Source organism: Rummeliibacillus sp. JY-2-4R (assembly GCF_053847205.1).
Window position 1 is genome coordinate 3,572,049 of record NZ_CM132623.1, and the last position, 15,091, is coordinate 3,587,139.

Sequence of the window (15,091 nt, forward strand, 5' to 3'; positions counted from 1 at the left end):
TTTTTATATTCTTCGTTTCCTTTCACATTTACAAGCTTCTTCTATAATGAGTTGAGCGATATATTCTCATTAACAAGCAAAAAAGAACGAACTCCATCAATCGGAATTCGTTCTTTTAATATAATTACGATAACTCTAACCAAGCAACCGCTTCACAATGCGTCGAATGTGGAAACATATCAACAGGCTGTACTTCCTGCGTCTTATACCCTCCATCTTCTAAAATCCGTAAATCCCTCGCCAATGTTGAAGGATTACATGATACATACACAATACGTTTTGGTTTTTGTTCCAAAATCGTTTTCAGCAATGCTTCATCACAGCCTTTTCTCGGCGGATCGACCATTAAGACATCAGCTGTTTTTCCTTCTTTGTACCAGCGTGGAATAACTTCTTCTGCTGGGCCTGCTTCGAAGTAAGTATTTTCTAGGCCGTTTAGTTTTGCATTACGTTTCGCATCTTCAATCGCTTGTGGGACGATTTCAACGCCCATTACGTATTTCGCTTTTTTGGCCATAAATAATGAGATCGTGCCAATTCCACAATAGGCATCGATAACAGTTTCTTCCCCTGTAAGCTGTGCATAGTCTAATGCTTGTTTGTACAAGACTTCTGTTTGAATTGGATTGACTTGATAGAATGAGCGAGCAGATATTTCGAATCTTACTTCACCGATATGATCTTCAATTGTATCTTGACCCCAGAGGTTGACTGTTTCGTTGCCAAAGATTACGTTTGTATTTTCTGCATTAACGTTTTGCATGATGGATTTGACATTCGGAACAAGCTTACGAATGAGTTCAATAGCTGCTTCTGCTTGTGGAAATTTGGTTTTTTTTGTTACAAGTACGACCATCACTTCATCTGTTGCTCGTGCTTTTCGAACGACAACATGACGTAGCATTCCTTGTTTTGTTTCTTCGTTATATGGTTTAATGCCTAGTTTCCAAAGTTGTGGTTTTAAGCCTTCCAAAATCGCATCTGCTTCTGGCGTTTGGATCAGGCAGCGATCTGTGTCGACAATGGCATGGGATTTTGTTTTATAAAATCCTGCGATTGGCACATCGCCATTTAAGCCAAATGGAATTTGGGCTTTGTTTCGATAATTCCATGGGTTGTCCATTCCTTTTACCGGATGAACAGGCGCATCGATTTTACCAATGCGTGTCATGACGTTTCGAACCATTTTTTCTTTCCATTTTAATTGACCTTCGTAGGATAGATGTTGCAGTTGGCAACCACCACATTGTGCGTAGACACCACATGTTGGTTCTACTCGTTCAGGTGAAGGCACTTCAATCTTTATAATCTTAGCGAAGCCATAGTTTTTTAACGTTTTTAAGACATGAACTTCCACTTGTTCATCAGGTAGTCCGCCTTGAATAAAGAGCGGATAGCCATCTACTTTTGCAACGCCCGCCCCGTCATGAGTTAAATCTTCTATATAAACAGATAATCGATCGTTTTTCTTTACTGGTGCTGTCATACTTAACGTCCTTTCGTTTCAGTCCTTCTATTGTAACATGACAACTCAAAAGAAAAAATCCAAGAGCCCTTACGCCCTTGGATTCAACGTTACTCTTCGTCTTTCGTTACAGCACCATCTTTGAAAGCAACAGAAAAGCCAATGACGATTGCTACGATTACCACGATAAATGGTGCATAGAAGATAATGATATGTTCCATTTGGCTTGCCTCCTTTTAAGCATGGTGATCTTCTTTTCCTCTTACATAATCCTTATCAAATAGGAATAATTTCAACACTAAATATAAGGATGGCAGTAATAATAATAATCCCAAAACGAACGCAACGACTAGTGAAACGGCCATCGCCTTATTTGTAAATGAATCATAAATCGTTAGGTAAGGATATAACAAATAAGGATAATGTGAAATTCCATAACCAAAGAATGCAAATACAAATTGGCCGATTAATAGCCAAACTGCTAGACCATAATTTCTCCTTACCGCGATACAGCCAATCGTAATGACAAACATTACGGCTGATATGGCAAATAAATACCAAAAATCCACGATTCGATCAAAATGTTCTGTATTATGCCTTCTTAGCTCAACCATTATTCCGATTACCGAAAAGATTAATGGTACCGCCCAAAAAAGTGCATATCTTCTTAGTAAACTCGTGGCTTCCTTATCACCAGCAGAATTTGCATACCACGTCAAAAATACAGCTGATATATAAAGAACTGCAGATAGAGAAAGCAATACAATACTCCAAGTCAGCGGATTTGCAAATAGTGCTCCATAATCTAATACTGGACGATTATCTTTAAGCGTCACAAAGCCGCCTTCTGAAATCGTTAGGACAACCGATAGCGAGGCAGGTATTAATATCCCTGCAGCACCATACATAAACGAATAGCCTCTATGTCCCCTTGAACCATACGATTCAAATGCATAATAACTTCCTCTTATACACAAAAGCACTAGTGCAATACTGACAGGTATAAGTAATGTCGTCCCATAATAATAGGCTGTTTTAGGAAAAAAACCAACAATTCCTACGAAGAAAAAAACCAAAAATACATTGGTGATTTCCCATACTGGAGATAAATAGCGTTGAATAATTTTGGTCAAAGTGTGTTTCTTACCGATTGACAAACTATAGGCATTAAAGAACCCTGCCCCAAAATCAATCGATGCGATGATGACATATCCGAATAAAAATAGCCACAAAACGGAGATTCCAAGTACTTCTAAACTCATCTATGGCCACCACCCTTTTCAGCTTGACGATCAGATATCTCTCGTTCAATTGGATTTCGCTTGAACATTCTGCGAAGTACTACAACACTTCCTACTCCGAGAATAAAATAAACAACACAGAAAACTAATAACATTAAATCCACGTGCTGACTCGATGTAGCTGCTTCAGCCACTTTCATATAATGGACTAGAATCCAAGGTTGACGCCCCACTTCGGCTAGCCACCAACCTGCTTCAATTGCAATCACAGATAAAGGTCCTCCAGCAACAATAACCCAGCGGAACCATCTTGAGTGGATAAACCTCCATCTCCGTAGCTTTCCTAGGACATAAATAGCAGATACAAAAACCATAAAGAAGCCAATGGAAACCATTATGTCAAATAGAAAATGGATATAAAGAGGTGGTGTTTCGTCTTTAGGAAAATCATTTAACCCTTTTACTTCTGCAAAAGGATTGTTATGAGCGAGTAAGCTTAAGGCATACGGTATTCGAATCGCATATTTGACTTCCTCACCATCCCGAATACCGAACACTAAAAGCGATGCACCTTTTTCCGTTTCAAAATGCCACTCTGCAGCCGCCAATTTCTCCGGTTGGAATTCTACTAAGTATTTTGCAGAAAAATCCCCTACAAGTGCGGTCCCAATAGAAAATACCAACCCAAGTTTCATAAATAAGTACAATGATTTCTTATGATAAATATGCTTGGACCCTTTTAACATTCTAAATGCAGCAATTGCTGCTAACACAAAGGCAGAAGTCATATAAGCCGTCAACAATACATGCCCTACTTTGGTCGGCATTGCAGGGTTAAACATTGCAACTAATGGTTGAACATTCACTAACTGTCCATTTACGACCTCAAATCCTTGTGGTGCGTTCATAAATGCATTGACCATTGTGATGAAAATCGCTGATGCGGAAGCACCGACTGCGACTGGGATTAATAATAAAAAGTGCTTTTTCTGATTTTCGAAACGATCCCAAGTATATAAATAAATACCTAAGAAAATGGCTTCAAAGAAGAAGGCAAATGTTTCCATGAATAGTGGTAAAGCGATAATATTACCAGCGAGCTCCATGAAATTCGGCCACAAAAGGGATAATTGTAAACCAAGCGCCGTACCTGTAACAACACCAACAGCCACAGTAATAACAAACCCTCTTGCAATACGTCTTGCTAGTAAAATATAATGCTCATCGTTCTTTTTAATCCCAATCCATTGAGCGATCATAATCATTAATGGGACGCCAACACCAATCGTGGCATAAATAATATGAAACGTTAATGTCAGCTCAATTAAAAGGCGGCTAAAAAACACCGCATGTTCATTTACCATTATGAAACCTCCTTAATGTCCAAAAATTCTCCCTAAAATGGAAAGCAACATAATGAATGCAACAATAAAACTAGTCCAAATCAACTTTTTCTCCTGCTGTTTATACATAGCACCCTCTCCTTATATTTAATATACCCAGACTATCCCTCACTAAGCTCTTTATGAACATATTCATCATGAAAGGTATTTATAAGTTCAATTTCTTTTAACTAATCAGTAAAAGGTCTACAATCAAATTGAACATTGCAAATAATCAAAATAGAAAGGATGTATTGAAATTGTCTAACTCACTATATACAAAGGAAAATTTAGAAAACCTCCAACAACTTAAAGAATTGGTTCCAGAACAAACAAAAGCTTTTTCTGAATTCAATGCAGAAGTTTTCAAAGATAGTGCTTTATCTAAAAAGGAAAAAGAAATCATTGCTGTTGCTGTCGCTCATGTAACACAATGCCCATATTGCATTGATTCGCATACTAAAAACGCGAAGAAACTCGGCGTTTCACTTCAAGAATTACTTGAAGCTGTTTACGTGACTACTGCTGTTGAAGCTGGCGGTGCAATCACTCACAGTACTAATATGCACAATGCATTAAAAGATAATGCGGATGATGCATTATATAATCGCTCAAATTTAAAAGAACTAGCACAATTAGGTAAAGAATCTAGTGGCTTTAAATATTATTCTCATTTCAGCAATACAGCTTTAAAAGAGGGTGCATTAACTGCTAAATTCAAGGAAATTATCGCAGTTGCTGTTGCTCATGCTACACTTTGCCCATATTGCATCGATGTTCATACAAAAAACGCTTCTAAAAAAGGCGCAACAAATGAAGAATTAGCAGAAGCAGTCGTAGTCGCATCTGCATTATCAGCAGGTGGCTCCTATGCACATATGGCCAATTTAATCGCTAGTTACAATGACTAAAACTAATTAAAAAAGGTCTAGAAAGTGTATCAAAATTCACACTTCCTAGACCTTTTTTATATTTTATCAATCTCTCGAATTTCATCAATTGGCACAAATAATTCAATATGACGTTTTAAGTTAATAAATTCTGCAGGTGCATCGCCGCCATATTCACCATCTAAATTCAATTGAATCTTTTCGTCAGATGTAATTTTCAGTTCTCTAGCCTTCGCATAAATAACATGAGGATCCTTCAAATGTTCTCCTCTACTTGCCAGCGTTACCAATTTCACAAAATCTGCTATATTACTTTTTTTCAGGATGAAGATTGAAAACAATCCATCATTTAGACTTGCATCTGGCGCAAGTTTTTCGAATCCACCAACTGAATTGGTTAAAGCAATTAAAAACATCATTGCTTCATCATCAAATACTTCTCCGTCATATTCAATACGCATTTTAGTTGGTTTAATGGATGGCAACATTTCAATGCCTTTTAAATAATAGGCAAGCTGGCCAAGCATCGTTTTCAGTTTGCTCGGTACTTCGTAGGTTAACTCGGTAATTCTACCTCCACCAGCAATATTGATAAAATAGCGATCATTGACACGACCTACATCTACTGGAATACTATTTCCTGCAATAATGATCTCAACTGCTTTATCAATATCTCGTGGAATATGGACCGCACGCGCGAAGTCATTTGTAGTACCCATTGGAATCAATCCAATTTTCGGTCTGTTTTCAAATTCACTAACACCTGCGACTACTTCATTTAAAGTACCGTCGCCACCAACAGCGATGATAATATCAAATTCTCTTTCGACTGCAGCTTTAGCAGCAGTAGTTGCATCCCCTGCACCCGTAGTAGCATGGCAAGAAGTTTCATAGCCTGCAACCTCTAGTTTTGCTAATACTTCAGGTAAGTGTTTTTTGAAAATCTCGCGACCTGAAGTGGGGTTATAAATGATACGTGCTCGCTTCATTTTTCTACCTTCCTACTCTAGATATTTCTAATATATATGTTAACGAACTTTTTAGGGATTAGTTCCCGAGTCACAATCAAACAGGCTGTCTCATATAGTTTTAAAAAAGAGGCAGCCGCTGATTTTAACTTAAGTTCGAATTTAGACCTTCATATATTTTATACCGAAGTAGTCATGTTCTGCAAATTCCTATTAAGATAGCGCTAAAATAAGTGCTCTACTAATATCTTCGTATACGTAACCCCAGAACTCATCATTCGTTGCATTTTCCTTTGTAATTCCTGCAAATAGTTCTTTTTGTTTGTCAGCAAATGTTGGATCATCTTGAGACGGTAACTCACTTCTTTTTTTCATGACATACTCTTGAAGCTGTGGTGCACGTGGTCCCCATTTTCCAATTACTTCACCTTGTTCATTTAAAAAGATATAAACAGGAATAGAGCGGCCACCATTTGTTAAATACTGATCCATCAATTCTAAATTTTGGTCACGGAATACAGTTCGCACTTCAAGATCTGCTTCTTCTCCAATGCGACGCATAATGGCATTATTCATCATTGCATCCCCGCACCAATCTTCTGTGATTACTAAAACATGTGGCTTTTTTTCGTTTAATAACGATAAAAAGTTTTCATCATGTGGTAATTCAAATAAGCGATATACATTAAGACTTTCTTCTTTAAATTTTGTCATTTGTTCCATATAATCTTTGATTGGTAATGCTTCATCAAAATATTGCTGCTCTGTTTTCATATTAAATCCCTCCATGTTTTAAGTGTAATGTGTTCCCACCATTTTCGCAAAAATACTAGCTCAGGAATTAGAATATTCCAACATTTGTTTCTTTAAAAATATTTCTGTAAAATTAGTCAAGGAAATAGGGAAAGGAATGAAAGTTTTGAAAGTTCAAAGTCTATTAAAAGGACACAATTTTTTATTTTTTGGTTTGCTTGCTCTATTCATTCCATTCTTACCTGTATTTTTAAATGGACAGGGATTGACTACGAGTGAAGTTGGTCTCATTATCGGTGCGGGTGGCTTTGTAACGATTATCGCCCAACCCTTATGGGGAATGATCAGTGACAAAACGAAGACATTACGGAAAGTTATGCTTATATTAATCTTCATGACTGCTGTATGTGGGTTTCTCCTATTTAACATGAATAGCTTCTGGGGTCTAATAATTGTAGCGATGCTCGTTTACTTTTTCTTAATGCCTTTAGATCCCTTAACAGAAAGCTTAAACTATACGATGACGGAAGCTACTGGTACAAGTTATGGATCTGTACGTACTTACGGGGCACTTGGATATGCGGTCTTAGCATTAGTCGTTGGCTATGTGATGGAATGGTTTGGTATGAATAGTATCTCAATACTTTTCGTACTGCTCGGTGTTATTTGTTTCATCTTATTGTGGAAGCTTCCCGATGCTCCAACCTCTTCAGCTCCGGTCACAATTGATGGTTTGAAGAAAATCTTAAAAAATAAAGAAATGATCTTATTTTTAATACTCATATTCATTAGCTCTGTTCCTGCACGTATGAATGATACATTTTTAGGTATCCATATAAATGCACTTGGAGGAAATACATCACTTGTTGGGATTGCGTTTTTTATCTCAGCAGGGACTGAAATTATAGTGTTTGCCCTAAGTTATGTATGGTTACGAAAAGGAAAAGAATTACTCATTATCACAATTGCTATTTTCTTTTACGCACTCCGCTTTTTCTTATCAGGTTTAGTAGAAAGTCCAGTTAAGCTTGCAATTATTCAACTTTTACAAATGGTGACTTTTCCAATATTCTACACGGCAGCCATACAATATCTATATCAAATTGTCCCTCGGGAATGGAGAGCAACTGGACAAACTGTTTTGGCATTATTGTTCTTCGGCATCTCTGGTATTATTTCTTCATCTGTTGGAGGATTTATATATAATGCGTATGGTGGACATGTTTTCTATTACACTATAGCAACCATTTCCTTCCTAGCAGGAGTGTTTGGTTCAGCACTATTACTTCGGAAGAAACAAAAAGCAAGAATAAGCAGTACAGATTAAAAAGGAGAGGAATTATCCCTCTCCTTTTTGATATCTTTTGCTTTACAAAGCCCAAAGCCCCATAGCACCTTCTTGGCTTAAGCTAAGCAACACACAGCTCTTGATTAGAACAAGACAAACTACTATTAGACTAACTCACCTCTCAATTAGAACAACTCACTATGCCGCTAGTACACACACTCTATTTAGCGCTCCATTTCTTTAAAACAAAAATAGAGCTAACAAAAATTCATTTTGTCAGCTCTATCTTTTATTTGCTTTAATTATCTTTTTTGAATTTCTTCTAAAAGCATTTTGTTAACCATTTGTGGGTTTGCTTGTCCACGTGAAGCTTTCATGATTTGACCTACTAGGAAGCCAATTGCGCGGTCTTTACCGTTTTTGAAGTCTTCAATAGATTGTGCGTTGTTATCAAGAACTTCAGTAACCATTTTAAGAAGTGCACCTTCATCAGAGATTTGAACAAGGCCTTTTTCTTTAACGATTTGTTCAGCATCTCCACCATTTGTAACAAGTTCTTTGAATACTTTTTTCGCAATCTTAGAAGAGATGGTACCTGCAGTGATTAATTTAATCATGCCACCAAGACCAACTGGAGTAAGTGCTGTTTCTGAAAGTTCTTTTTGTTCAGCGTTTAAGAACGCTGAAACTTCACCCATTAACCAGTTAGATGATAGTTTTGCATCTGCACCAGTCGCAACTGTAGCTTCAAAGAAGTCAGCAGTTTCTTTTGAAAGTGTTAATACATGTGCATCATAAGTTGGAATGCCATATTCAGCTACATAGCGTTCTTTACGAGCGTCAGGAAGTTCAGGAATCATCGCTTTTTCGCGTTCTAACCATGCATCGTCGATTACGATATCCACTAAGTCTGGTTCAGGGAAGTAGCGATAGTCATCTGTACCTTCTTTGACACGCATAAGAATAGTTTTACCTGTTTTTTCATCGAAACGACGAGTTTCTTGCTTGATTTCGCCACCAGCATTTAACACTGCTGCTTGACGTTGTTCTTCATATTCTAGACCTTTACGAACAAAGTTGAATGAGTTTAAGTTTTTCAATTCTGTTTTTGTACCAAACTCATCTTGACCATAAGGACGAATTGAAATGTTGGCATCACAACGTAGTGAACCTTCCTCCATACGTACGTCTGAAACGCCAGTGTATTGGATGATGGCTTTTAGTTTTTCAAGGTAAGCATACGCTTCTTCAGGAGTACGCATATCTGGTTCAGATACGATTTCAACTAAAGGTGTACCTTGACGGTTGTAGTCAACTAATGAAGAATTTTTGCCATGCGTTAATTTACCAGCATCTTCCTCCATGTGGATACGAGTGATACCGATACGTTTTTTCTCACCGTTTACTTCGATTTCAATCCAACCATTTTCACCAATTGGTTTATCAAATTGAGAGATTTGATAAGCTTTCGGATTATCAGGATAGAAGTAGTTTTTACGGTCAAATTTAGTATGTTGGTTAATATGCATATTAAGCGCTAGTGCAGCACGCATTGCATAGTTCACAACTTCTTTGTTTACGACAGGAAGTACCCCTGGGTAACCTAGGTCGATTACAGAAGTGTTTGTATTTGGTTCAGAACCGAATTGGTTTGGAGATGGAGAGAAAATTTTAGAATTAGTTTTCAACTCTACGTGTACTTCTAAACCAATGACTGTTTCGTAGTTCATATTATTTTACCTCCCAAGTTTGAGGTGTTTTTTCGTGGAAGTCTGTAGCACGTTCGAACGCATCTGCCACACGGTAAACTGTACCTTCCTCGAAGTATTTACCAATAATTTGTAAACCTACTGGAAGACCTTCATCAAAGCCACATGGAATTGAAATAGCAGGAACACCAGCAAGGTTGATTGGAACAGTTAAGATATCATTTGCATAGACAGTCATTGGATCATCGATGTTTTCACCAAGTTTGAATGCAGTAGTTGGAGCAGTTGGACCAACAATGACATCATATTCTTCAAATACTTTATCGAAGTCTTGTTTGATTAAAGTACGAACTTGTTGTGCTTTTTTATAGTAAGCATCATAAGTACCAGCTGATAATGAGTAAGTACCAAGCATAATACGGCGTTTTACTTCATCACCAAAGCCTTCAGCACGTGTTTTCGTATATAGCTCATCTAAGTTTGATGCTTCTGCACGGTAACCATAACGGATACCATCGAAACGAGAAAGGTTAGATGACGCTTCAGATGAAGATAAGATATAGTAAGCTGCTAAAGCGTATTTAGAGTGTGGAAGTGATACTTCTTCTACTGTAGCGCCTAGTTCGATTAATTGTTCCATTGCAGCTAAAACAGCAGAACGTACACCAGCACTTACACCTTCTCCTAAATATTCTTTTGGTACAGCAACTTTAAGACCTTTAATATCACCAGTTAATTGGTCAACATAGCGAGGTACTTCAACATTTGCTGAAGTTGAGTCGTGTTCGTCAACGCCTGCAATCGCTTCAAGAATTAAAGCATTATCACGTACGTTACGAGTGATTGGTCCGATTTGGTCAAGTGATGATGCAAATGCAACTAAACCAAAACGTGATACACGACCATAAGTAGGTTTCATCCCAACAACGCCACAATAAGCAGCTGGTTGACGGATTGAACCACCTGTATCAGAACCTAGTGAGAATGGTACTTCTCCTGCAGATACGGCTGCAGCTGAACCACCTGAAGAGCCACCTGGTACATGTTCAAAATTCCAAGGATTGTGAACAGGTTTAATGCTTGAGTTTTCGTTTGCAGAACCCATTGCGAATTCATCCATGTTCAATTTACCGATTGTAACCATACCAGCTTCTTTTAATTTGTTAACAACTGTTGCGTTGTAGATTGGATTAAATCCTTCTAGAATTTTAGAAGCACAAGTTGTTTCAAGACCTTCAGTTACGATATTGTCTTTTACCCCGATTGGTAGCCCGTAAAGTGGTCCACGGTTTTCAAATGGTACTTGATCCATTTCTTTTGCTTGGTTTAATGCGTTTTCTTTATTCAATGCTAAAAATGCGCCTACTTCGCCATCTACTGCATCAATGCGATCATATGCTTCTTGCGCTAAATCAGCAATTGTAATTTCTTTGCTATGTAATAGCTCTTGTAGTTCTGCCGCTGATTTTTTGAATAGTGACATACTTGTCCCTCCTAACGCTTATCTTATTCAGTAATAATTGGTGGTACTTTAACTAAGCCATCTTGTTGTTCTTTTACGTTTTTCATCATAACATCACGGTCCAAACCTTTAACTGCAACGTCTTCACGCAATACGTTAACTAAAGGTAAAACATGAGTTGTCGGTTCAACATTCGTTGTATCTAGTTCGTTTAATTGCTCAGCGAAATCAGTAATTGCAGCAAGTTGTGCAGCAAATTTCTTTGCTTCATCTTCTGTAATTGCAAGGCGAGCTAGATTTGCTACGTGCATTACTTCTTCTTTTGAAATTTTTGCCATTTATCACACCTCCGAAATCAATAACCATACCGATAATAATATCATTACTCCAAAGAAATGTGCAAGACACTTCTTTTTACTAAAGTACGTTTAAACGCTTGAAAATAAAGGGTTTTATTCCCTACATGCGAATGTTTAATCATCCAATTTCATTATAGCGAAAAATAAATTAAAATTTGAATAACTTAACATTAGACAACGAATCGTCACAAAAAGAAGTATAGCCAAGGAGAATTAAAATTAGGCTATTTTCATATACAAATGATTTAATGCGCGAATTGTTAATGCTTAATCTTTCAAAAAACATAAAAGAGCATTTTTAAAATTAATTAAGTAATCATCAGCGTGGCGTGAATTCTATGAATAAATCTCTACTGCGTATAAAAAAGAGATTAAACCAAAAATTGGTTCAACCTCTTTCTATTAATCATTATAAATATGAATATATGGTTCATCTGAATTTGCTTTTTTTACAACCAATGCTTCCGGGCCATTTACAGAAGTAACATTTACTTCAACCTGTAAACCTTTTGGAAATTGGTCCATTACTTCACCAGACATGTATTGTGTAAAGCCAATAATTTCTGAAGACCCATAGAATTTGATAGGTATTTGAATATTTAACTTTTGAATCTGATTATCTTGATAGAAACCAGTACCTACCATATTCGTATAATTAGAGAAATACTTATCGATATCTTGTTTGAAATAGTTAAAGTTTTCATTGATATCTCGATAATTTGCATCACTTGTTGGGAAAAGAACGTATTTTTCTTTTATCTTTTTCCAATCTTTAATTTGATTACTTCCTTCATCTACATCTGTATACGCAAAGTAGGTTCCAGGGACAATGGATGAACGGCTTTGTTGCTTAAATAGACCAATTGTAATTGGCACTTGAGATAATCCATTTATTTGACGTATTCGTTTCACTACTTGTGTTGCAATTTTTTTACCTTCAGTATCTAGAGTGGCTTGTGGAATTGGCTCTTCGTAAGTCGCACCATAATCTTGTTTTTGGTAATAATAAATAGAGTTTAATGCAAGACCGATAGAAATACCTGCAAGTTTCACCTTATTGTTGCCTGTTTTTTGAAGATAGTTTTGTTCTACAATATGTGCCAAATAGATTGGTGCTGTTTTGGCACGTTCTGTTGGTGTCATGTTTTTTGTTGCTTTTGGATTTAATCCAGCAGGATCTTGATTACTTCGTGCTAGCCATGAAGAAACCGTGTCCTTGTCTAAATATTGACCTTCTTGGAAGTAATATTTGGCTGGATCAAATGCTTGTTGTGATAAACGTAAAAGACCACTTTCTGCTTCTTTTACATCATATTTAGTATTTATATTTGAAACAATTAAACCTCTACTTGCGCTTTCTTTATATGGTAAAAGTGTACGGTAGTATTGGTCATCAATTTGCATTCTAGGAATGATGGTTGTTTCTCCCTTATCTTTTGTTGACTTTGTGCTTTGTACAACAGTTGAATCTTTTGATAAAGAAGGTAAACTACACCCCGCTAACATAGCTGTTATAACCATAGCTGGTATTAAGCGACGGTTCATTGTTTTAATGCTCCTTTTTTTAAGTTAATTCTTCGATTAGGCGGGCTTCATCCCACACTTCTATACCGAGTTCTTCAGCCTTTGTGAGTTTTGATCCTGCTTCACTTCCTGCAATGACAAGGTCTGTTTTTTTACTTACACTCCCCGTCACATTTCCACCTAACTCTTCTATTTTCTCTTTTGCCTCTTGGCGTGTCAATTGTTCTAATTTACCAGTTAGGACAATTGTTTTTCCTGAAAATGCACTTTCAATTTCTTCTGCAGTCACTTTTTTGCCTAGGTAGGTCATATTCAAACCAGCTTCACGTAAACGCATGATTAGTGCTTGTACATCTTCACTATCAAAATAAGAAACAACAGAGTCCGCCATTTTGTCTCCAATTTCAAAAACATTGACTAGTTCCTCTTCCGATACTGTCATTAAACGTTCCATTGTTTCGAATTCTTCAGCTAATAGTCTTGCAGCTTTTGCTCCTACATGACGAATACCAAGCCCAAATAATAATCTTTCAAGGGAATTCTTTTTAGATTCTGAAATAGCATTCACTAAATTTGTTGCAGACTTATCACCCATACGATCAAGCTGCACTAATTCTTCCACTTCAAGATGATATAAATCAGATACGTCTTTTACTAGCTCTGATTTTAATAATTGCTCTACCACCTTTTCTCCTAAACCATCAATATTCATGGCATTACGTGACACGAAATGTGCCATTCCTTCTGAAATTTGAGCAAAACACTGAGGGTTTACACAACGTAGTGCAACTTCCCCTTCAATTCGTACAAGTTCACTATCACAAACTGGACAATGCGAAGGCATGCTAAAAGGTTCGCTATCATTACTTCGTTGATCAAATAAAACGGTTACGACTTCTGGGATGATATCACCAGCTTTACGAATAATGACTTTATCTCCGATACGAATATCCTTTTCTCGGATAATATCCTCATTATGTAAAGTAGCACGTTGCACGGTTGTTCCTGCCACTTGAACTGGTTCTAAAATAGCTGTTGGTGTCACAACACCTGTACGTCCAACGGTTAAATCAATATCTAGGACAGTTGTGATCACTTCTTCTGCTGGGAATTTATAAGCAATAGACCAACGAGGAACTTTTACGGTATTTCCTAGTTCTTCTTGTTGATCGTAGTTATCGATTTTAATTACGATACCATCAATTTCATAAGGCAATGTTGGACGTTTTTCAGTCCATTCATCGACATAAGCCATAACCTCTTTTATATCTTTGCAAATACGACGTTCATGGTTTGTTTGGAAGCCTAGTTTATCCATGTAATCTAAAGCTTCACTATGACTTGTTAAACCATATGCTTCACCATTACCACCCATCGCATAGATAAATGTGGAAAGATTTCTGCTTGCAGCAATTTTAGGGTCTAATTGACGTAACGATCCAGCAGCAGCATTACGCGGATTCGCAAACAACTCTTCGCCCTTTTCAGCACGCGCTTTGTTTAAGTTTGTAAATGAACGTTTTGGCATATAACATTCGCCACGTGCCTCAATTGTAACGGGTTCTTTTAAGCGTAGCGGCACAGAGCGGACTGTTTTCAGATTTTCCGTAATATCTTCACCAATCGTACCGTTACCACGGGTAGCACCTTGTATAAATACACCATTTTCATAACGCAATGAAATCGCTAAACCATCAATTTTCAATTCACAAACGTAAGTAAAATTATCACCAATGACAGATCGAACGCGTCGGTCAAAATCTTTCAAATCTGCTTCGTTAAATGTATTTCCTAAACTTAGCATTGGATATTGATGTGTTACTTTTTTAAATCCTGTTAGTACCTCACCACCCACTCGTTGTGTTGGTGAATCTGGATAGATTAAATCAGGATTCTCTTTCTCGATTGCAATGAGTTCATGTAAAAGTTGATCGTATATTGCATCCGGCACAATTGGTTGATCTAATACATAGTAGGCATGTCCATATTCATGAAGAAGCTGATTTAACTCTTCAACACGCTTTTCCAATTGAATTCTATCCATTCTTTT

13 protein-coding genes are annotated in these 15,091 nt (G+C 37.1%); 2 read left to right on the forward strand and 11 right to left on the reverse strand.

The window, feature by feature from the left end:
- Positions 1-124: 124 nt before the first annotated feature.
- The 4 genes from rlmD to ACWV26_RS17515 all read right to left on the reverse strand — a co-directional run bounded on the left by rlmD (position 125) and on the right by ACWV26_RS17515 (position 4,070).
- A complete protein-coding gene (gene rlmD / locus ACWV26_RS17500) occupies positions 125-1,486 on the reverse strand; it encodes a 23S rRNA (uracil(1939)-C(5))-methyltransferase RlmD (protein WP_455895958.1) in 1,362 nt (453 codons plus the stop codon).
- A gap of 89 nt (positions 1,487-1,575) precedes the next feature.
- Complete coding sequence (gene cydS, locus ACWV26_RS17505; protein ID WP_455895959.1) at positions 1,576-1,686, reverse strand: cytochrome bd oxidase small subunit CydS; 111 nt, start codon at positions 1,684-1,686, stop codon at positions 1,576-1,578.
- Positions 1,687-1,701: 15 nt separating this feature from the next.
- A complete protein-coding gene (locus tag ACWV26_RS17510) occupies positions 1,702-2,727 on the reverse strand; it encodes a cytochrome d ubiquinol oxidase subunit II (protein ID WP_455895960.1) in 1,026 nt (341 codons plus the stop codon).
- Positions 2,724-4,070: a cytochrome ubiquinol oxidase subunit I gene (locus tag ACWV26_RS17515; protein WP_455895961.1), complete on the reverse strand. Its 1,347-nt coding sequence runs from the start codon at positions 4,068-4,070 to the stop codon at positions 2,724-2,726. The genes ACWV26_RS17510 and ACWV26_RS17515 overlap by 4 nt, the downstream gene beginning before the upstream one ends.
- A 278-nt stretch (positions 4,071-4,348) precedes the next feature.
- On the opposite strand from ACWV26_RS17515, the gene ACWV26_RS17520 reads away from it, so the two are divergent.
- The gene (locus ACWV26_RS17520) at positions 4,349-4,999 is read left to right on the forward strand and encodes a carboxymuconolactone decarboxylase family protein (protein WP_455895962.1); all 651 of its coding nucleotides are present in this window, start codon (positions 4,349-4,351) and stop codon (positions 4,997-4,999) included.
- A gap of 56 nt (positions 5,000-5,055) precedes the next feature.
- Here the strand turns inward: ACWV26_RS17520 and ACWV26_RS17525 are convergent, their stop codons facing one another.
- Together ACWV26_RS17525 and ACWV26_RS17530 are read right to left on the reverse strand one after the other, a co-directional pair.
- On the reverse strand, positions 5,056-5,967 hold the full coding sequence (locus ACWV26_RS17525) for a diacylglycerol kinase (RefSeq protein WP_455895963.1): 912 nt from the start codon (positions 5,965-5,967) through the stop codon (positions 5,056-5,058).
- Between the two features lie 192 nt (positions 5,968-6,159).
- A complete protein-coding gene (locus ACWV26_RS17530) occupies positions 6,160-6,720 on the reverse strand; it encodes a thioredoxin family protein (RefSeq protein WP_455895964.1) in 561 nt (186 codons plus the stop codon).
- A 136-nt stretch (positions 6,721-6,856) separates the two neighbouring features.
- On the opposite strand from ACWV26_RS17530, the gene ACWV26_RS17535 reads away from it, so the two are divergent.
- Positions 6,857-8,026, forward strand: a complete 1,170-nt coding sequence (locus tag ACWV26_RS17535) for an MFS transporter (protein WP_455895965.1) — start codon at positions 6,857-6,859, stop codon at positions 8,024-8,026.
- Positions 8,027-8,289: 263 nt separating this feature from the next.
- On the opposite strand, the gene gatB is transcribed toward ACWV26_RS17535, so the two are convergent.
- From gatB to ligA, 5 genes are all read right to left on the reverse strand, one after another.
- Complete coding sequence (gene gatB, locus ACWV26_RS17540; RefSeq protein WP_455895966.1) at positions 8,290-9,717, reverse strand: Asp-tRNA(Asn)/Glu-tRNA(Gln) amidotransferase subunit GatB; 1,428 nt, start codon at positions 9,715-9,717, stop codon at positions 8,290-8,292.
- Position 9,718: 1 nt separating this feature from the next.
- Positions 9,719-11,179: an Asp-tRNA(Asn)/Glu-tRNA(Gln) amidotransferase subunit GatA gene (gatA, locus tag ACWV26_RS17545; protein ID WP_455895967.1), complete on the reverse strand. Its 1,461-nt coding sequence runs from the start codon at positions 11,177-11,179 to the stop codon at positions 9,719-9,721.
- Between the two features lie 23 nt (positions 11,180-11,202).
- Positions 11,203-11,496, reverse strand: a complete 294-nt coding sequence (gene gatC, locus ACWV26_RS17550; RefSeq protein WP_455895968.1) for an Asp-tRNA(Asn)/Glu-tRNA(Gln) amidotransferase subunit GatC — start codon at positions 11,494-11,496, stop codon at positions 11,203-11,205.
- 423 nt (positions 11,497-11,919) lie between these two features.
- On the reverse strand, positions 11,920-13,062 hold the full coding sequence (locus tag ACWV26_RS17555) for a CamS family sex pheromone protein (protein WP_455895969.1): 1,143 nt from the start codon (positions 13,060-13,062) through the stop codon (positions 11,920-11,922).
- 19 nt (positions 13,063-13,081) lie between these two features.
- On the reverse strand, positions 13,082-15,085 hold the full coding sequence (gene ligA, locus ACWV26_RS17560; RefSeq protein WP_455895970.1) for an NAD-dependent DNA ligase LigA: 2,004 nt from the start codon (positions 15,083-15,085) through the stop codon (positions 13,082-13,084).
- Positions 15,086-15,091: the final 6 nt, after the last annotated feature.